Origin of the sequence: Enterobacter sp. AG326 (assembly GCF_004362415.1) — a bacterium.
Classification (GTDB): Bacteria; Pseudomonadota; Gammaproteobacteria; order Enterobacterales; family Enterobacteriaceae; genus Enterobacter; species Enterobacter asburiae.
The window spans coordinates 1,452,013-1,470,386 of record NZ_SNXG01000001.1 but is presented as its reverse complement, the minus strand read 5'-3'; the positions used below and the strand labels follow the sequence as shown (position 1 = coordinate 1,470,386).

21 protein-coding genes are annotated in these 18,374 nt (G+C 56.1%); 17 read left to right on the top strand and 4 right to left on the bottom strand.

The window, feature by feature from the left end; genetic code table 11:
• The first annotated feature begins 11 nt into the window (after positions 1-11).
• The gene (locus DFO52_RS06900) at positions 12-749 is read left to right on the top strand and encodes a tRNA1(Val) (adenine(37)-N6)-methyltransferase (RefSeq protein ID WP_133549814.1); all 738 of its coding nucleotides are present in this window, start codon (positions 12-14) and stop codon (positions 747-749) included.
• Here the strand turns inward: DFO52_RS06900 and nadB are convergent.
• Positions 734-2,353: an L-aspartate oxidase gene (gene nadB, locus DFO52_RS06895; RefSeq protein WP_133549813.1), complete on the bottom strand. Its 1,620-nt coding sequence runs from the start codon at positions 2,351-2,353 to the stop codon at positions 734-736. The genes DFO52_RS06900 and nadB overlap by 16 nt on opposite strands.
• 363 nt (positions 2,354-2,716) lie before the next feature.
• Between nadB and rseD the strand changes: the two genes are divergently transcribed.
• The 12 genes from rseD (at position 2,717) to acpS (ending at position 12,151) form a co-directional block, all read left to right on the top strand.
• Entirely contained in the window at positions 2,717-2,779 is a 63-nt protein-coding gene (rseD, locus tag DFO52_RS23270; RefSeq protein WP_229255512.1) for a rpoE leader peptide RseD, read from the top strand.
• Entirely contained in the window at positions 2,776-3,351 is a 576-nt protein-coding gene (gene rpoE / locus DFO52_RS06885; protein WP_006176728.1) for an RNA polymerase sigma factor RpoE, read from the top strand. Before rseD ends, rpoE begins: the two co-directional genes overlap by 4 nt.
• 31 nt (positions 3,352-3,382) lie before the next feature.
• Complete coding sequence (rseA, locus tag DFO52_RS06880) at positions 3,383-4,033, top strand: anti-sigma-E factor RseA (RefSeq protein ID WP_008502186.1); 651 nt, start codon at positions 3,383-3,385, stop codon at positions 4,031-4,033.
• Complete coding sequence (rseB, locus tag DFO52_RS06875; RefSeq protein WP_023308851.1) at positions 4,033-4,986, top strand: sigma-E factor regulatory protein RseB; 954 nt, start codon at positions 4,033-4,035, stop codon at positions 4,984-4,986. Before rseA ends, rseB begins: the two co-directional genes overlap by 1 nt.
• On the top strand, positions 4,983-5,459 hold the full coding sequence (gene rseC / locus DFO52_RS06870; protein WP_023308850.1) for a SoxR-reducing system protein RseC: 477 nt from the start codon (positions 4,983-4,985) through the stop codon (positions 5,457-5,459). Before rseB ends, rseC begins: the two co-directional genes overlap by 4 nt.
• Positions 5,460-5,644: 185 nt before the next feature.
• Complete coding sequence (gene lepA / locus DFO52_RS06865; RefSeq protein WP_032659499.1) at positions 5,645-7,444, top strand: translation elongation factor 4; 1,800 nt, start codon at positions 5,645-5,647, stop codon at positions 7,442-7,444.
• Between the two features lie 15 nt (positions 7,445-7,459).
• On the top strand, positions 7,460-8,434 hold the full coding sequence (gene lepB, locus DFO52_RS06860; RefSeq protein WP_023308848.1) for a signal peptidase I: 975 nt from the start codon (positions 7,460-7,462) through the stop codon (positions 8,432-8,434).
• 222 nt (positions 8,435-8,656) lie between these two features.
• Positions 8,657-9,337, top strand: coding sequence for a ribonuclease III (gene rnc / locus DFO52_RS06855; protein ID WP_003860711.1), 681 nt, complete (start codon positions 8,657-8,659; stop codon positions 9,335-9,337).
• Complete coding sequence (gene era, locus DFO52_RS06850) at positions 9,334-10,239, top strand: GTPase Era (protein ID WP_006176722.1); 906 nt, start codon at positions 9,334-9,336, stop codon at positions 10,237-10,239. The genes rnc and era overlap by 4 nt, the downstream gene beginning before the upstream one ends.
• 17 nt (positions 10,240-10,256) lie before the next feature.
• Entirely contained in the window at positions 10,257-10,964 is a 708-nt protein-coding gene (gene recO / locus DFO52_RS06845) for a DNA repair protein RecO (RefSeq protein ID WP_029741134.1), read from the top strand.
• A gap of 75 nt (positions 10,965-11,039) precedes the next feature.
• Positions 11,040-11,771: a pyridoxine 5'-phosphate synthase gene (gene pdxJ, locus DFO52_RS06840; protein WP_032659491.1), complete on the top strand. Its 732-nt coding sequence runs from the start codon at positions 11,040-11,042 to the stop codon at positions 11,769-11,771.
• Positions 11,771-12,151 (top strand): holo-ACP synthase, encoded by a 381-nt coding sequence (gene acpS, locus DFO52_RS06835; protein WP_023294331.1) that lies wholly within the window; start codon positions 11,771-11,773, stop codon positions 12,149-12,151. The genes pdxJ and acpS overlap by 1 nt, the downstream gene beginning before the upstream one ends.
• Here acpS and DFO52_RS06830 read toward each other — a convergent pair.
• Positions 12,148-12,408: a YfhL family 4Fe-4S dicluster ferredoxin gene (locus DFO52_RS06830; RefSeq protein ID WP_008502177.1), complete on the bottom strand. Its 261-nt coding sequence runs from the start codon at positions 12,406-12,408 to the stop codon at positions 12,148-12,150. The genes acpS and DFO52_RS06830 overlap by 4 nt on opposite strands.
• Before the next feature lie 46 nt (positions 12,409-12,454).
• A complete protein-coding gene (locus DFO52_RS06825; protein WP_023333056.1) occupies positions 12,455-13,303 on the bottom strand; it encodes a MurR/RpiR family transcriptional regulator in 849 nt (282 codons plus the stop codon).
• 117 nt (positions 13,304-13,420) lie between these two features.
• Here DFO52_RS06825 and murQ point away from each other — a divergent pair, with 117 nt between their 5' ends.
• From murQ to tadA, 4 genes are read left to right on the top strand one after another with little or no spacing between them, the layout of a single operon-like run.
• Positions 13,421-14,314: an N-acetylmuramic acid 6-phosphate etherase gene (murQ, locus tag DFO52_RS06820; RefSeq protein WP_029741136.1), complete on the top strand. Its 894-nt coding sequence runs from the start codon at positions 13,421-13,423 to the stop codon at positions 14,312-14,314.
• Positions 14,315-14,325: 11 nt separating this feature from the next.
• A complete protein-coding gene (locus tag DFO52_RS06815; RefSeq protein WP_133549812.1) occupies positions 14,326-15,687 on the top strand; it encodes a PTS transporter subunit EIIC in 1,362 nt (453 codons plus the stop codon).
• Positions 15,688-15,690: 3 nt separating this feature from the next.
• Positions 15,691-16,326 (top strand): phosphatidylglycerophosphatase C, encoded by a 636-nt coding sequence (gene yfhb / locus DFO52_RS06810; protein WP_121425131.1) that lies wholly within the window; start codon positions 15,691-15,693, stop codon positions 16,324-16,326.
• A gap of 24 nt (positions 16,327-16,350) precedes the next feature.
• The gene (gene tadA, locus DFO52_RS06805; RefSeq protein WP_032665130.1) at positions 16,351-16,890 is read left to right on the top strand and encodes a tRNA adenosine(34) deaminase TadA; all 540 of its coding nucleotides are present in this window, start codon (positions 16,351-16,353) and stop codon (positions 16,888-16,890) included.
• Here tadA and mltF read toward each other — a convergent pair.
• Positions 16,778-18,328, bottom strand: coding sequence for a membrane-bound lytic murein transglycosylase MltF (gene mltF, locus DFO52_RS06800; protein WP_133549811.1), 1,551 nt, complete (start codon positions 18,326-18,328; stop codon positions 16,778-16,780). The two genes, tadA and mltF, sit on opposite strands and share 113 nt — an antisense overlap.
• Between the last annotated feature and the right edge of the window lie 46 nt (positions 18,329-18,374).

Sequence of the window (18,374 nt, the reverse complement as noted above, 5' to 3'; positions counted from 1 at the left end):
GTTGCCCCGACATGTCTCAACTCAAAGCGCAGCTGCGCCGCGATGGTTTTACGTTTAAACAATTTTTTGTCGCCCACGATCGCTGTGCCATGAAGGTCGGTACAGACGGTATTTTACTGGGAGCGTGGGCGCCTGTCGCAGGTGTTAAGCGTATTCTTGATATCGGTACCGGCAGCGGGCTGGTGGCCCTGATGCTGGCGCAGCGTACGGAAGAACATGTCATCATTGATGCCGTCGAATTGGACGCGCAGGCCGCAGAGCAGGCGAGTGACAATATGGCCGAATCCCCCTGGGCAGCCCGAATGAAGGTGGAATGCGCAGATGTGCTCGCTTGGGCGCCTGAACAAACCGCGCGTTACGATTTGATCGTCAGCAACCCTCCCTACTACGAACCCGGCGTTGAGTGCGGGACACCCGAGCGTGAACAGGCGCGTTATACCGGCTCCCTCGATCATAAAGCGCTGCTCACCAGTGCGGCAGAACTCATCTCCGAAGAAGGTTTTTTCTGTGTGGTCCTGCCTGAGAGTACCGGCAACACGTTTATCAGTATCGCGCAGGAGATCGGCTGGACGTTACGTCTGCGTACCGATATTTCGGATACGGAAGGACGACTGCCGCACCGTGTGCTGCTGGCGCTCTCGCCAAAAGTAGGGGAATGCTTTAATGACCGGATGGTGATCCGTGGGCCAGACCAGCGTTATTCCGAAGATTACACTGCCCTGACCCAGGCGTTTTATCTGTTTATGTAAACCTGCGGGGCGAGTATCGACGGGCCGGACTCAGCAAGCTGATCCGGGTAGTCCAGGGTATAGTGCAGCCCGCGGCTCTCTTTACGCATCATCGCGCAGCGAACAATCAGCTCGGCCACCTGCACCAGATTGCGCAGCTCCAGCAGGTTATTGGATACGCGGAAATTGGCATAATACTCATCAATTTCCTGCTGCAGCATGGTGATGCGGCGCAAGGCGCGTTCCAGGCGTTTCGTGGTGCGCACAATCCCCACGTAGTCCCACATAAACAGCCGTAGCTCATGCCAGTTGTGCTGGATCACGACCAGCTCGTCCGGGTTATCCACCCGGCTTTCATCCCAGGCTGGCAACTGCTCTGTCTCGCGGGCGTAAGGCATGCGCTTCGTGATGTCTTCCGCCGCTGACCAGCCGTACACCAGACACTCAAGCAGCGAGTTAGAGGCCATACGGTTCGCGCCGTGAAGTCCGGTATAGCTGACCTCACCGATAGCATACAGACCGTCTACGTCAGTACGTCCATGATCGTCAACCATTACGCCACCGCAGGTATAGTGTGCCGCTGGCACAATGGGCACCGGATCGCGCGTTAAATCAATGCCAAGATTGAGCAGCTTCTCGTAAATCATCGGGAAATGCTGGCGAATGAACTCTGCTGGCTTATGGCTGATATCGAGATACATGCAGTCTACGCCAAGGCGCTTCATTTCATGATCGATGGCGCGGGCAACGATATCGCGCGGGGCCAGTTCACCGCGGGCGTCAAAGTCGGGCATAAAACGGGAGCCGTCAGGGCGTTTCAGATAAGCGCCTTCACCGCGCAGGGCTTCCGTCAGCAGGAAGTTGCGCGCCTGAGGGTGGAACAGGGCGGTGGGGTGAAACTGATTAAACTCGAGGTTTGCCACCCGACAGCCTGCGCGCCAGGCCATAGCGATACCGTCGCCGGAGGCAATGTCCGGGTTCGTGGTGTACTGATACACCTTGGAGGCGCCGCCCGTCGCCAGCACCACAGCATTCGCCTGACAGGTCTCCACCTTCTCTTTATTGCGGTTCCAGACCCAGGCGCCCACCACGCGACGCGTACCGGGCAGGCCAATCTTGTCAGAGATAATCAGGTCAACGGCATTGCTTCGCTCGAGAACCCGAATATTAGGATGGTTCAGCGCTTTGCTGACCAGCGTGGTTTCCACTTCTTTTCCGGTGGCATCCGCTGCGTGCAGGATGCGGCGGTGGCTATGGCCGCCTTCGCGAGTCAGGTGGTAGCTCTCTTCACCGTTGGGTTGAACCTGAGTATCGAACAAGACGCCCTGGTCGATGAGCCACTGAACGCAGTGACGGGCATTGCTGGCGACAAACTCTGCGGCGTGTGCATCCACAATCCCGGCCCCGGCAATGAGCGTATCTTCGACGTGAGACGCAATGCTGTCTGTCTCATCAAACACGGCGGCAATGCCACCCTGGGCATAAAACGTAGAACCTTCACTTATCGGTCCTTTACTCAGAACGATAACGTTTTGATGCTCGGCCAGGCGCAGCGCCAGAGAGAGACCGGCAGCACCGCTGCCGATGATCAGTACATCACAATGGAGTTCAGGTGTTGTGTTCATGATTGTTGTTTAATTTACTAAACAGTGTTGGGGCAGAATAGCACCTGAATGCGATATATCGCACGTATTTTTTTAGAGGCTGTCGCAATGGCTAAACGCGTAAGCGGAGGTAAACGGAGGGTAAATGAGTGAAATTATTTTGCGAAGCAGATCGTTAGCGTCAGATTTTGTGGTGAAATAAAGCCTGTGTTGCGTTACTCTTCTGGCGGGAAAAAGATGTTTCTTGTCAGAAAGTGGTGCGTATCGTGAACAGACTTATAATGAGAGAAAATGAACAGTCTGCGGCGCGATGAACAAAAACAAAGGCGTTACGGAACTTATTGAAGATCAGACACTCTAAATGGTGCTTGCTCAAAGTGCGGTATTTTAGAGTGGCGTTTCGATAACGCGTGGAATTTAGGTTTGGGGAGACATTACCTCGGATGAGCGAGCAGTTAACGGACCAGGTCCTGGTTGAACGGGTCCAGAAGGGAGATCAGAAAGCCTTTAACCTACTGGTGGTCCGCTACCAGCATAAGGTGGCGAGCCTGGTTTCCCGCTATGTACCGTCAGGCGATGTGCCTGATGTGGTGCAAGAGTCTTTTATTAAGGCCTATCGCGCGCTGGATTCTTTCCGGGGAGATAGTGCTTTTTATACCTGGCTGTACCGTATTGCGGTCAATACGGCAAAGAATTATCTGGTCGCTCAGGGCCGTCGTCCGCCTTCAAGTGATGTGGACGCAATCGACGCCGAAAACTTCGAAAGTGGCGGCGCATTGAAAGAAATTTCGAACCCTGAGAACTTAATGTTGTCAGAAGAACTGAGACAAATCGTTTTTCGCACGATCGAGTCGCTCCCGGAAGATTTACGTATGGCAATTACGTTACGGGAGCTGGATGGTCTGAGCTATGAAGAGATAGCCGCTATCATGGATTGTCCGGTCGGCACGGTACGTTCACGAATTTTCCGTGCGCGAGAAGCTATTGATAATAAAGTTCAACCGCTTATCAGGCGTTGACGATAGCGGGATACTGGAAAAGGTATTAGGCATGCAGAAAGAAAAACTTTCCGCTTTAATGGATGGTGAAACGGTGGATAGTGAGCTGCTCAACGAGCTGTCTCATTCACCCGAAATGCAAGAGACCTGGGAGAGTTACCATCTCATCCGTGACACCCTTCGCGGTGACACCGGCGAGGTTCTCCATTTCGATATCTCAGCCCGCGTCATGGCGGCGATTGAGAATGAGCCTGTTCATCAGACCACTCCGCTGATTCCTGAAGCTCAACCCGCGCCTCACCAGTGGCAGAAAATGCCGTTCTGGCAAAAGGTGCGTCCGTGGGCCAGCCAGCTTACCCAAATGGGTGTGGCTGCATGCGTATCGCTTGCAGTTATTGTTGGCGTCCAGCACTATAATACTCAGTCTGAAACTAATCAGCAGCCAGAAGCGCCAGTGTTTAACACACTGCCGATGATGGGCAAAGCCAGCCCGGTAAGCCTGGGCGTACCGGCTGATGCATCCGCCAGCGGCGGCCAGCAACAGCAGGTTCAGGAGCAGCGCCGTCGCATTAATGCGATGTTGCAGGATTACGAGTTGCAGCGTCGTCTGCACTCTGAACAGCTTCAGTTTGAGCAGGCGCAGACACAGCAAGCTGCTGTGCAGGTGCCCGGAAACCAAACTTTAGGAACGCAATCGCAGTAATGAAGCAACTTTGGTTCGCCATGTCTCTGATGGCGGGTAGCCTGTTCTTCTCTGCCAACGCCTCGGCTGATGTTTCATCCGGGGCGTTGTTGCAGCAAATGAATCTGGCCAGCCAGTCACTCAATTACGAGTTGGCATTTATCAGCATCAATAAGCAGGGCGTCGAGTCGTTACGCTATCGCCATGCCCGTCTTGATAATCAGCCGCTCGCCCAGCTTCTGCAGATGGATGGCCCGCGTCGGGAAGTTGTCCAGCGTGGTAACGAAATCAGCTATTTCGAGCCAGGCCTGGAGCCTTTCACGCTGAATGGCGACTATATCGTTGATTCCCTGCCGTCACTCATTTACACCGACTTTAAACGGCTTGCCCCTTACTACGATTTTATTTCGGTAGGGCGTACCCGCATCGCGGACAGACTGTGCGAGGTAATTCGCGTTGTTGCCCGGGACGGAACGCGATACAGCTATATCGTCTGGATTGATGCCGAAACCAAACTCCCCATGCGTGTTGACCTGCTCGACCGTGACGGTGAAACGCTGGAACAGTTCCGGGTTATCTCCTTCAGCGTGAACAATCAGGTTGGCAACAGCATGCAGAATCTGGCTAAGGCCAGCCTGCCGCCGCTGCTTTCTGTTCCTGCCGGGGATTCCGTTAATTTCAACTGGGTACCTGCCTGGATCCCGCAAGGGTTTAGCGAAGTGTCCAGCAGCCGTCGTCAGCTGCCAACGATTGAAACGCCGGTGGAATCGCGCCTCTATTCCGACGGCTTGTTCAGCTTCTCGGTGAATATCAATCGCGCAACGGCAAACAGCGCCGAACAAATGCTGCGTACCGGGCGTCGTACGGTGAGTACAACGGTACGCGATAACGCAGAGATCACCATTGTGGGAGAACTCCCTCCGCAGACGGCGAAGCGCATCTCCGACAGCATTAAATTCAGGGCTGCACAATGATCAAAGAGTGGGCGACGGTTGTCTCCTGGCAGAACGGCATTGCGCTGGTAAGCTGCGATGTAAAAGCCTCATGTAATAGCTGCGCATCCCGCGCCGGCTGCGGCAGCCGCGTGCTGAATAAGCTCGGGCCACAAACATCGCACACGATTTCTGTGCCAAGCGAACAGCCGCTGATGGCGGGGCAGAAGGTAGAACTGGGCATCGCGGAAGGCAGCCTGCTCAGCTCCGCTATGCTGGTGTATCTCTCTCCGCTGGTCGGCCTGTTTATCATGGGCGGCCTGTTTCAGATGCTGTTTGGTACCGATGTGGCCGCTATGTGCGGTGCCGCATTGGGTGGCGTGGGGGGATTCTGGCTTGCCAAAGGGCTCTCTCCGACGCTCGCCGCACGCGAGGAGTGGCAGCCTGTTATTCTCAGCGTTGGGCTGGCGCCAGACCAGCTTCGTGTTGAAACGCTCTCTTCTGAGGCCCGGTGATCCATCGGGCTTTATCATTTTTTACACCCTAAAACAGAAAACGGCCTTTCTTCACGCTATACCTGCTTCTAAGTGCATTTCCAGGTAGCGAGGATGTAGTGTAGAATGCTGCGTTTTCGCACTGAAAAACGTCAGGCTAAGAACAGCGGCCTCCAGGAATTCGTAAGGCATAATTATTTAACTATATGAAGAACATACGTAACTTTTCGATCATTGCTCACATTGACCACGGTAAGTCGACGCTGTCTGACCGTATTATCCAGATTTGCGGTGGCCTGTCTGATCGTGAAATGGAAGCCCAGGTTCTGGACTCCATGGACCTGGAACGCGAACGCGGTATCACCATTAAAGCGCAGAGCGTTACGCTTGATTACAAAGCGGCTGATGGTGAAACCTATCAACTGAACTTTATCGACACCCCAGGCCACGTTGACTTCTCCTATGAGGTTTCACGCTCGCTCGCGGCCTGTGAAGGTGCGCTGCTGGTGGTGGATGCCGGGCAGGGCGTTGAAGCCCAGACCCTGGCAAACTGCTACACCGCGATGGAAATGGATCTCGAAGTTGTGCCGGTTCTGAACAAGATCGACCTGCCAGCCGCCGATCCTGAGCGCGTAGCGGAAGAGATTGAAGATATCGTCGGCATTGACGCAACCGATGCCGTGCGCTGCTCCGCGAAAACCGGTGTGGGCGTGACCGACGTGCTGGAACGCCTGGTACGTGACATTCCGGCCCCGGAAGGCGATCCGGATGGCCCGCTGCAGGCGCTGATTATCGACTCCTGGTTCGATAACTATCTGGGCGTTGTATCTCTGGTGCGTATTAAAAACGGCACCATGCGTAAAGGCGACAAAATCAAGGTAATGAGTACCGGACAGGTCTACAACGCCGACCGTCTGGGCATCTTCACGCCAAAACAGGTTGACCGTACCGAGCTGAGATGCGGCGAGGTAGGCTGGCTGGTCTGCGCCATTAAAGACATCCTCGGCGCGCCGGTGGGCGATACCCTGACCGGCGCCCGTAACCCGGCAGATAAAGCGCTGCCAGGCTTTAAAAAGGTGAAACCGCAGGTTTACGCGGGTCTGTTCCCGGTCAGCTCTGACGACTACGAAAACTTCCGTGACGCGCTCGGTAAACTGAGCCTGAACGATGCTTCCCTGTTCTACGAGCCAGAAAGCTCAACGGCGCTGGGCTTCGGCTTCCGCTGTGGCTTCCTCGGTCTGCTGCACATGGAGATCATTCAGGAACGTCTGGAGCGTGAATACGATCTGGATCTGATCACCACGGCGCCGACCGTAGTCTATGAAGTTGAAACCACCTCGAAAGAAGTGATCTACGTCGATAGCCCGTCCAAGCTGCCGCCGCTGAACAACATTCAGGAGCTGCGTGAGCCTATTGCAGAGTGTCACATGCTGCTGCCGCAGGAATTCCTGGGGAACGTCATTACGCTGTGTATTGAGAAGCGTGGCGTGCAGACCAACATGGTTTACCACGGTAACCAGGTGGCGCTGACCTATGAGATCCCGATGGCGGAAGTGGTACTCGACTTCTTCGACCGTCTGAAGTCGACCTCCCGTGGCTATGCGTCACTGGATTACAACTTCAAACGCTTCCAGGCCTCCAACATGGTGCGTGTGGACGTGCTGATCAACGGCGAGCGCGTGGATGCGCTGGCGCTGATCACCCACAACGACAATGCGCCGTACCGCGGCCGCGAGCTGGTTGAGAAGATGAAAGATCTTATCCCGCGTCAGCAGTTCGATATCGCGATTCAGGCTGCGATTGGCAACCACATTATCGCGCGTTCAACTGTGAAACAGCTGCGCAAAAACGTTCTGGCGAAGTGCTATGGCGGTGACGTCAGCCGTAAGAAAAAGCTGCTGCAGAAGCAGAAAGAAGGTAAGAAGCGTATGAAGCAGGTCGGTAACGTCGAGCTGCCGCAGGAAGCATTCCTTGCCATCCTTCATGTTGGTAAAGACGGCAAATAACCCTAAGGAGTTGGCATGGCGAACATGTTTGCCCTGATCCTGGTCATTGCTACCCTGGTGACAGGTCTGCTGTGGTGTCTGGATAAGTTTATCTTCGCCCCAAAACGTCGTGAACGTCAGGCTGCCGCTCAGGCAGCCACTGGAGATGGGATTGACGCGAAAACCCTGAAGAAAGTCGGCCCGAAACCGGGCTGGCTGGAAACGGGCGCCTCGGTATTTCCGGTGCTGGCAATTGTGCTGGTGGTACGTTCGTTTATTTACGAGCCGTTCCAAATCCCATCAGGTTCAATGATGCCAACGCTGCTGATTGGTGATTTTATTCTGGTAGAGAAGTTTGCCTACGGCATTAAAGATCCTATCTACCAAAAGACGCTGATCGAAACCGGTCATCCGAAACGTGGCGACATCGTGGTGTTTAAATATCCGGAAGATCCGCGCCTGGACTACATCAAGCGCGCGGTAGGTCTGCCGGGTGATAAAGTGACTTACGATCCGGTTGCGAAAGAAGTCACCGTTCAGCCGGGCTGCAGCTCCGGTACCGCATGTGAAAACGCGCTGCCAATCACTTACTCAAACGTTGAGCCAAGTGATTTTGTGCAGACCTTCGCCCGTCGTAACGGCGGTGAAGCGACCAGCGGATTCTTCCAGGTACCGAAAGGTGAAACCAAAGAGGACGGCATCCGTCTGGTTGAGCGCAAAGAGACGCTGGGCGACGTGACGCACCGTATTCTCACCGTGCCAATCGCGCAGGATCAGCTGGGTATGTACTATCGCCAGCCGGGCCAGCAGCTGGCGAGCTGGATTGTACCGCCAGGACATTACTTCATGATGGGTGACAACCGCGATAACTCTGCGGACAGCCGTTACTGGGGCTTTGTGCCGGAAGCGAATCTGGTCGGAAAAGCCACCGCCATCTGGATGAGTTTTGAGAAGCAGGAAGGCGAATGGCCGACCGGTGTACGCCTGAATCGTATCGGCGGAATCCATTAATTCTCAATAAATGAACGCGTAGCCGCTTTAATTAGCGGCTACGTGAATTATTTCCACGATAAATCTCTTCGAACTAACGACATCCCCTGTCGTTGTGTATAGAATATTCCCCCGAAGTTTAAGGTTGGCCCTGCAAGGGTGCCACGGCACACGAAACCGCGTTGGTTTTCTCAGGTCGGTTTCGTGTGCTGCATTTTTGACGCATTCATTTATTGGTATCGCATGAACCCCATCGTAATTAATCGGCTTCAACGGAAGCTGGGCTACACTTTTCATCATCAGGAGTTGTTGCAACAGGCATTAACCCACCGCAGTGCCAGCAGCAAACATAATGAGCGTCTCGAGTTTTTAGGCGACTCTATTTTAAGTTTCGTGATTGCGAATGCGCTTTATCACCGTTTCCCGCGTGTGGACGAGGGTGATATGAGCCGCATGCGTGCCACGCTGGTTCGGGGTAATACCCTTGCGGAAATCGCGCGCGAGTTTGAACTGGGCGAATGTCTGCGTCTTGGACCGGGTGAACTGAAAAGCGGCGGCTTCCGTCGTGAATCTATTCTTGCCGATACGGTCGAAGCATTAATTGGTGGTGTGTTCCTGGACAGCGATATCCAGACCGTAGAAAAGCTGATCCTGAACTGGTATCAGACCCGTCTGGACGAAATCAGTCCGGGCGATAAACAAAAAGATCCGAAAACGCGTCTGCAGGAATATTTGCAGGGTCGTCATCTGCCGCTGCCGTCTTATCTGGTGGTACAGGTGCGTGGCGAAGCGCACGATCAGGAATTTACCATCCATTGCCAGGTCAGTGGCCTGAGTGAACCGGTGGTGGGCACAGGTTCAAGCCGTCGTAAGGCTGAACAGGCTGCCGCCGAACAGGCGTTAAAAATGCTGGAGCTGGAATGAGCGAAGAAAAAACCTATTGCGGATTTATTGCCATCGTCGGACGTCCGAACGTTGGCAAATCCACCCTGCTGAATAATCTGCTTGGGCAGAAGATTTCAATCACCTCGCGTAAGGCGCAGACCACGCGTCACCGCATCGTCGGCATCCATACTGAAGGCGCGTATCAGGCGATCTACGTCGATACCCCGGGCCTGCACATGGAAGAGAAGCGCGCCATCAACCGCCTGATGAACAAGGCGGCGAGCAGCTCGATCGGCGATGTAGAGCTGGTGATTTTCGTTGTGGAAGGCACCCGCTGGACGCCGGACGACGAGATGGTGCTGAACAAGCTGCGTGACGGCAAAACGCCGGTCATCCTCGCGGTCAACAAAGTTGATAACGTGCAGGAAAAGGCCGACTTGCTGCCGCATCTGCAGTGGCTCGGTAGCCAGATGAACTTCCTCGACATCGTTCCGCTGTCTGCTGAGACCGGTCTGAACGTTGATACCATCGCGGGCATCGTGCGTAAGCATCTGCCGGAAGCGATTCATCACTTCCCGGAAGACTACATCACCGATCGCTCTCAGCGCTTTATGGCGTCTGAAATCATCCGTGAAAAGCTGATGCGTTTCCTGGGTGCTGAACTGCCTTACTCCGTAACGGTAGAGATCGAGCGTTTCCAGACCAACGAGCGCGGTGGCTACGATATCAACGGCCTGATCCTCGTTGAGCGCGAAGGGCAGAAGAAGATGGTGATCGGCAACAAAGGGGCCAAGATCAAAACCATCGGTATTGAAGCCCGTAAGGACATGATGGAGATGTTCGAAGCGCCGGTTCACCTCGAGCTGTGGGTGAAAGTGAAATCTGGCTGGGCCGATGATGAGCGTGCTCTGCGCAGCCTCGGTTACGGCGAAGACCAGTAACTTAAGACGACGAGCATATGGATGGATGGCAGCGCGCCTTTGTCCTGCATAGTCGTCCCTGGAGCGAAACCAGCCTTATGCTGGACGTCTTCACGGAAGAGTCGGGCCGCGTGCGCCTTGTTGCGAAAGGCGCACGTTCCAAACGTTCTAACCTGAAAGGTGCCCTACAGCCTTTCACGCCGCTGCTGGTACGCTTTGGTGGGCGAGGGGAAGTGAAAACCCTGCGCAGCGCTGAAGCCGTCTCCCTGGCGCTTCCTCTTTCCGGCATCACGCTCTACAGCGGTCTGTATGTCAACGAACTCATCTCACGCGTTCTTGAACATGAGACCCGCTTCTCTGAACTTTTCTTCGATTATCTGCACTGTATCCAGGCGCTGGCTGGCGCAACCGGCACGCCCGAACCCGCCTTGCGTCGTTTTGAACTGGCGCTGCTGGGCCACCTCGGATACGGCGTAGATTTTCTGCACTGCGCGGGCAGTGGTGACGAGATAGAAGACACCATGACCTACCGCTACCGCGAAGAAAAAGGCTTCATTGCCAGTATCGTGATAGACAACAGCACCTTTACCGGGCGCCAGCTCCGGGCGCTGTATGAGCGCGAGTTTCCCGATCTGGATACCCTGCGCGCAGCAAAACGCTTTACCCGGATTGCCCTCAAGCCGTATCTTGGCGGCAAGCCCTTAAAGAGCCGCGAATTATTCAGGCAGTTTGTGCCGAAACGTTAACGTTTTACCCCTCACCCCAGCCCTCTCCCGGAGGGAGAGGGGGAAGAGAAATGAACCAAAATACCGAGGATTGTCATGGCTGAATTACTGTTAGGCGTCAACATCGACCACATCGCCACGCTGCGTAATGCGCGCGGCACGGCGTATCCCGATCCGGTTCAGGCGGCGTTTATCGCTGAACAGGCTGGCGCCGACGGCATTACCGTTCACCTGCGTGAAGACCGTCGCCATATCACCGATCGCGACGTGCGCATTCTGCGTCAGACGCTGGACACCCGAATGAATCTGGAGATGGCGGTCACCGAAGAGATGCTGGCGATTGCCTGCGAGACCCAGCCGCACTTCTGCTGCCTGGTGCCGGAAAAACGCCAGGAAGTAACCACCGAAGGCGGTCTGGATGTGGCCGGTCAGCTCGACAAAATGCGCGATGCCTGCAAGCGCCTGGCGGATGCCGGTATCCTGGTTTCTCTGTTTATCGACGCCGATTTCGCCCAGATTAAAGCGGCGGCCGACGTGGGCGCACCGTATATCGAAATCCACACCGGCTGCTATGCCGATGCCAAAAATGATGCCGAACAGGCCAAAGAGCTGGAGCGTATTGCCAAAGCGGCCACGTATGCTTCAAGTCTGGGACTGAAGGTGAACGCCGGTCACGGCCTGACCTACCATAACGTGAAGGCCATTGCCGCTCTGCCGGAAATGCACGAGCTGAACATCGGCCACGCAATCATTGGCCGCGCGGTGATGAGCGGCCTGAAAGAGGCGGTTTCAGAAATGAAACGCCTGATGCAGGAAGCGCGTCAGTAATGGCCATTCTGGGCTTAGGCACCGATATCGTTGAAATAGCCCGCATTGAAGCGGTGATCGCCCGTAGCGGCGATCGCCTCGCAAGACGCGTGCTGAGCGATAACGAGTGGGCCATCTGGGAAGCGCATCAGCAGCCGGTGCGTTTTCTGGCAAAGCGCTTTGCGGTAAAAGAGGCGGCGGCCAAAGCCTTCGGGACCGGCATTCGTAACGGCCTGGCGTTTAATCAGTTCGAAGTGTTTAACGATGAGCTGGGCAAACCGAGCCTGCGTCTGTGGGGAGAAGCGCAAAAGCTGGCGGAAAAGCTGGGGGTGAATCACATGCACGTGACGATCGCGGATGAACGCCACTATGCCAGCGCGACGGTGATCATCGAAAGTTAAAGCTTGTCCGCGTGGTGCATCAGGACAAACTTATCCCATAGCTGCTCTTCGCTCTCGACGTGGGCCGGATCCTTCAGGATGGTATTCGGGATCGGGCACACTTTTTGACAGGTCGGCGTTTCATAGTGGCCGATGCATTCCGTGCAGCGGTCGCTGTTAATCTCATAAATGCTGTCGCCCATCGAAATCGCCTGGTTCGGGCATTCGGGCTCGCACATATCGCAATTAATGCATTTTTTGGTAATTAACAGCGCCATCAGGAAATTCTCAGAAACAACACAAACCGGGCGGGCATTATACGCGTCAAACCAGTTTCTTTACCAGTTCTTCGCTGTGACGAATGCGCTCGGGTGCGCGCTCCAGATCCTGCTGCACCAGCGCCATAAACAGCAGGTCCGTCAGCATCATTTGCGCGCTGGTGGACGAGATAGCCGCGCTGCGCGTGGCCTGCTCTTCGGCAATGGTATATAAACAGCGCGTTGCCCGCTGCTGCAGGGCATTCGGCGTAAAACCGGTGATCGCCAGAATTTTACCGCCGACGCGCAGCGCTTCATCGGTTGCCATGTTGATTTCACGGCGCTCGCCGGAGTAGGAGATGGCCAGCAGCAGATCGTCAGGATCCATCGCCTGTACGGTCGCCAGCAGGGCGTGCATATCCTGCTCGACGATGGCGTTAAGCCCAATTTTCGTCAGCTTCCAGCCAAAGTTACGCGCCACAAGTCCGGACGCGCCGATACCGGTCAGAATGATCCTCCGCGCGCCCCGCAGCATCGCCACGCTCTCCAGCAGCTTTTCTTCGGTGTTCACATCGAGCGTCGCGTGCATAGCCGCCACGTTCTCTTTGATCAGCTTTTCGCCAACCAGCCGCATCGGGTCATCGCCGCGGATCTGATTATGCACCGGCATTGACTGCGGGTTGGGGTTGCTCACCAGCGCTTCGCTTATCGCCAGCTTGAGGGCGGGGAACCCCTTAAAGCCAATCTTCTGGGCAAATTTCACCACGCTGGACTGGCTCACGCCGGCTTCACTCGCCAGCTGCTGCGAGCTGAGGTGGCGCGCGCGATCGGGCTGAGAAAGCAGAAAATCCGCCAGCTTCTTGTCGCTTTGGGCAAAGCCTGCATAGCGCTGGCGAATGCGAATTAAACAGTTCATACGGTCTCCTGGCGAAAATGTGATTATCTGCGCAAATACGAATTTTGCTCGCCTGAATGAATTTTATATTCCATTATAGTGTGATTACTATGAATTAAAAATTCTTGAGGTACAAAAATGAATCTTGGCTCACTTGTTTCTGAAACGCGTAACCCACAAACCATGGATCTGGATGCGCTCTCCACCCTGGAGCTGGTTAACCGCTTTAATCAACAGGATACGCTGGTCGCGCAGGCAGTGAAAGAGACATTACCCGAGGTGGCGAAAGCGGTCGATGCGGCGGCGGAAGCCCTCAAGGCCGGCGGTCGCATTATCTACATGGGGGCGGGCACCAGCGGGCGTCTTGGGGTTCTGGATGCGTCAGAATGTCCGCCCACCTTTGGGGTGCCGCACGGTCTGGTCGTTGGGCTGATTGCCGGTGGACCCGGCGCGCTGCTGAAAGCCGTTGAAGGAGCGGAAGACAATGCACAGCTGGGCGAGGATGACCTGAAGGATCTGAATCTGACCGCGAAGGATCTGGTGGTCGGGCTGGCGGCATCCGGGCGCACCCCGTACGTCATTGGCGGTCTGGAATACGCCAACCGGACGGGCTGCACGACGGTCGCCATCTCCTGTAATCCGGGCTCCCCGATTGCGCAGGTGGCCGCTATCGCCATCTCTCCGGTTGTCGGACCGGAAGCGCTCACCGGCTCCACGCGCCTGAAATCCGGGACCGCGCAAAAGCTGGTGCTCAATATGATCTCCACCGGCGCGATGGTGAAGTTCGGCAAGGTGTATCAGAACCTGATGGTGGATATGCAGGCCACCAACGTCAAGCTGGTGGACAGAGCCTGCCGCATGGTGATGGAGGCAACAGGCGCAGGCCGTGAAGAGGCAGAAGCGGTCCTCAAGCAGACCGATCACGATGTTAAACCGGCCATTCTGATGATCTTAAGCGGGCTGGATGCGGCGGCCGCGAGAGCCAAACTCGCTGCGCATAACGGCTTCTTACGGGCGGCATTAGAAAACTAACAGAGGCGTCTATGGACAAAACAGCAGCGCTCGCCAGCGATATCCTGCAGGGGATTGGTGGGGAAAAAAATATTCAGCGTCTCGAAAACTGCATGACGCGTGTGCGCGTCGAGGTGCATAACGACGACCAGCTTGACGTGCCGCGCCTGAAGCAACTGTCCGGCGTCAGCGGCTACGTGAAACAAGGGCAGCAGCACCAGCTGATCGTCGGGCCGGGGAAAGCGGCGCAGGTTGTCGATGCCATGCGCGCGCTAATGGGCGTTAGCGCGAGCGCGTCGATGGACGATGCGGAGCGCACCAAAGCGCAGGCAAAGGCCAAATACAAAGCCCCCATGAGCGATGCGCTGCGTCAGCTGGCAAACGTCTTCATTCCGCTAATCCCGGCGTTTATTGCCTCAGGCCTGATCACCGGGATCATCAACATCCTCAAGCGACCGGATATTGTGGGGGATTTCGCCATGCAGTATCCGAACCTGCTGGGGATTCTCGGGATCTTCGGCAGCGCTGTTTTCGCCATCATGAACATTCTGGTCGGGGTGAATACCGCGAAGGTGTTTGGCGGATCGCTGGCGATGGGCGGGGTAATGGCGGGCATCTTGTCCAGCCCGCAGCTGGCGCAGATAACGCTGTTTGGCGAGGCGCTCCAGCCCGGGCGCGGCGGGGTGATTGCCGTGCTGCTGGTGGTCATCCTGATGTGCTGGATCGAGAAAAGGCTGCGCGCGATCCTGCCTGGCTCGATCGAGCTGATCCTCAACCCGCTGCTGACCACGTTAATTACCGGTAGCGTAGCGATTGTGGCCCTCCAGCCGTTAGGCGGGTGGATCTCTGAAGCCATCGCTCACGGTGCGTCTCTGGCTATTGACCGCGGCGGGCTGCTGGTTGGCGCTGTGCTTTCCGGTACCTTCCTGCCGCTGGTGCTGACCGGCCTGCACCAGGGGCTGGTGCCGATCCACGTCGAGCTGGTGCAGTCGCACGGCTACAACGCGCTGCTGCCTATCCTGTCGATGGCGGGCGTGGGGCAGGTCGGCGCGGCGATTGCCGTACTGATGAAAACCCGCAACGCGCGTCTGAAAAAAATGATTAAAGGCGCGCTCCCGGTCGGACTGCTCGGCATCGGTGAGCCGCTGATTTTCGGCGTTACGCTGCCGCTGGGTAAACCGTTCCTCGCCGCCTGTCTGGGCGGCGCGGTGGGCGGGGCGCTCATTAGCTACTGGAAAGTCGCTACCGTTATCACCTTTGGGCTTTCCGGTTTACCGCTGGCATTAACCATCGTGACCGGAAAAGTGATGCTCTATCTGTTAGGCTATTTAGTAGCGGTGATCGCCGGGTTCCTGTTTACCTGGCTGTTAAGTTTCAACGACCCAGAGGAGTAAGGTTTGGCAAATCACGGGCGTCGCGTTGTCTTTTTCGACCTGGATGGAACGCTGCATCAGCAGGATATGTTTGGTACGTTTATGCGTTACCTGCTGCGGCGTCAGCCTTTGAATGCGCTGCTCGTGCTGCCTCTCTTACCGGTTATCGGTATCGCGCTGCTGGTGAAAGGCCGGGCCGCGCGATGGCCGATGAGTCTGCTGCTGTGGGGATGTACCTTTGGTCACAGCGAAGCGCGGCTCAAACAGCTCGAAAAGGATTTTGCGCACTGGTTTCGCGGCCACGTCGCCGCCTTTCCGGTGGTGCAGGCGCGCCTGACCAGCTACCTCGATGCGAACGATGCCGACATCTGGCTGATTACCGGCTCCCCGCAGACGCTGGTGGAGCAGGTTTATTTTGATACCCCCTGGCTTCCGCGCGTGAATCTTATCGCCACGCAAATTGCCCGCGGCTACGGCGGCTGGGTGCTGACCCTGCGCTGCCTGGGGCATGAAAAAGTGGTCCAGCTGGAAAAACGCATCGGTACGCCGCTGCGCCTGTACAGCGGCTACAGCGACAGCAAGCAGGACAATCCGCTGCTCTATTTTTGCCAGCACCGCTGGCGCGTCACGCCATCAGGCGAACTTCAGCAACTCGAATAGTCTTCTCTAAAACTGGCGTGTATAATGCCGCCCGCTTTTCGACTGGAGTATCAACCGTTGTCCAACCCTGAACACAATCATGAATACTGGATGCGCCACGCGCTGACGCTGGCTCAACGCGCCTGGGAAGAGGGCGAAGTGCCCGTGGGCGCGGTGCTGGTTCATAACAACCAGGTGATTGGCGAAGGGTGGAACCGTCCTATTGGTCGCCACGATCCTACTGCGCATGCCGAAATCATGGCGCTTCGCCAGGGCGGTCTGGTGCTGCAAAACTATCGCCTGCTTGATACCACGCTGTACGTGACGCTGGAGCCGTGCGTGATGTGCTCCGGCGCGATGGTGCACAGCCGGATCGGGACGTTGGTCTTCGGGGCGCGGGATGAAAAAACCGGTGCGGCCGGTTCGCTGATGGACGTGCTGGGTCACCCGGGGATGAACCACCAGGTGAAGACTATCGGTGGGGTGCTTGCACCAGAGTGTTCGGGGCTATTAAGCGATTTCTTTCGAATGCGCCGTCAGCAGAAAAAGCAGCAAAAGGCAGAATTGAAGCTGTCGGACGATTGAGCTCGTCCGGCGCCACCACCGGGTAACTTTGAGCCAGCTGTTTGGCCTCCGTCGCCTCTTTCTCTTTCTCCAGCAGATACCCGACCAGGCTAATCTGATATTTACGGATATTTTCAACGTAGGCGTAGGCTTCATGTCCGCGCGCGTAGCCGTATGTCAGCTTGTTATACCATGGCTTCTGGCTCAGCAGCGGCAGGCGCTGCTTCACGTCTGACCAGCTGTCCGGATTACCTTTCGTTTTGGTCGTCAACGCTCGCGCATCAAGCATATGCGCGTAGCCCATATTGTAGGCCGCCAGCGCAAACCAGATCCGCTCTTCCTCCGGCACCGTTTCCGGTACTTTGGCCATCATATCCTGCAGATAGCGCGCGCCGCCGCTGATGCTCTGTTCGGCATCGGTACGGTCATTGACGCCCAGGCTCAGCGCGGTATTTTTGGTTAACATCATCAAACCGCGTACGCCCGTGGGCGACGTGGCCTGGGTGTCCCAGTGGGATTCCTGATACGAAATAGCCGCCAGCAGCTTCCAGTCAATCTCCTGGGCGTATTTTTCGAACAACGGCTGCAGGTCCGGCAGGACGCTGTCTACCGCGCGCAGGAAGCTGCGGGTGTCAACGTAGTCAAAGTCATCGCCGTGCCCGAGGTACTTCTCCTCCAGACGCGCCAGGGTACCGTCTTCATTGATGGTGTTGAAGAAATCAAGCATCGCGGCAGAGAAGGTCTGATCGTCATCAAGCTGGCTAAACCAGGTCACGGGCTGCTCGTCGGTGACGTCCAGCGCTACGGCGATTTCAGGATGAACGCGCTGGAACAGGCTGATCGCGACTGAATCGGCGATGGTGTACGGCACCTTCTGATCTTTTACCTGCTCCAGCAGCTCCGTCGTGCCGAGTTTCGGATCCACCGTCCAGCTCAGGTCGGGATATTTCTTCTCCTTAAGCTCCCGCAGATCGTCAATCACCACGTGGCCGGGCGCAATCGTCAGCTGCCGATCGTTAATCGACGCCAGCGAGCGCGGGCGCAGGCTCCCGACGCGGTAAACCAGCTGCTGCGAAACGGAGTAGTAGGTCGGGCCTGGCTGGTAGTTCTTGCTGCGCTCGCTGTTATACACCAGCCCGTCGGCAAGCATGTCGGCATCGTCGTTATCGAGGTCGTCAAACAGCTCGTTGATATTCTGGCGCACGGTGATTTTAAGCTTCACGCCAAGATAATCGGCGAACTGTTGTGCCAGCTCGTAATCCAGGCCAATGATTTTGCCGTTGACGTCGCTGTAAATCAGCGGGGAGTTGAGGGTACTGACGCGCAATTCCCCCCGCTCCTGAATGGCGGCGATACGGTTTTCGGCTTTGCCGAACCAGGGGATGGAAGGCCAGAGGGCCACTGCCAGCAGCAACGTTACAATGCCGATGAGCAGATAATTAATCTTTAATTTTTTCAATTAGTTAATTCTCTGCGACGCCGGTTGCCTCAGTCTGCTGTAGCCA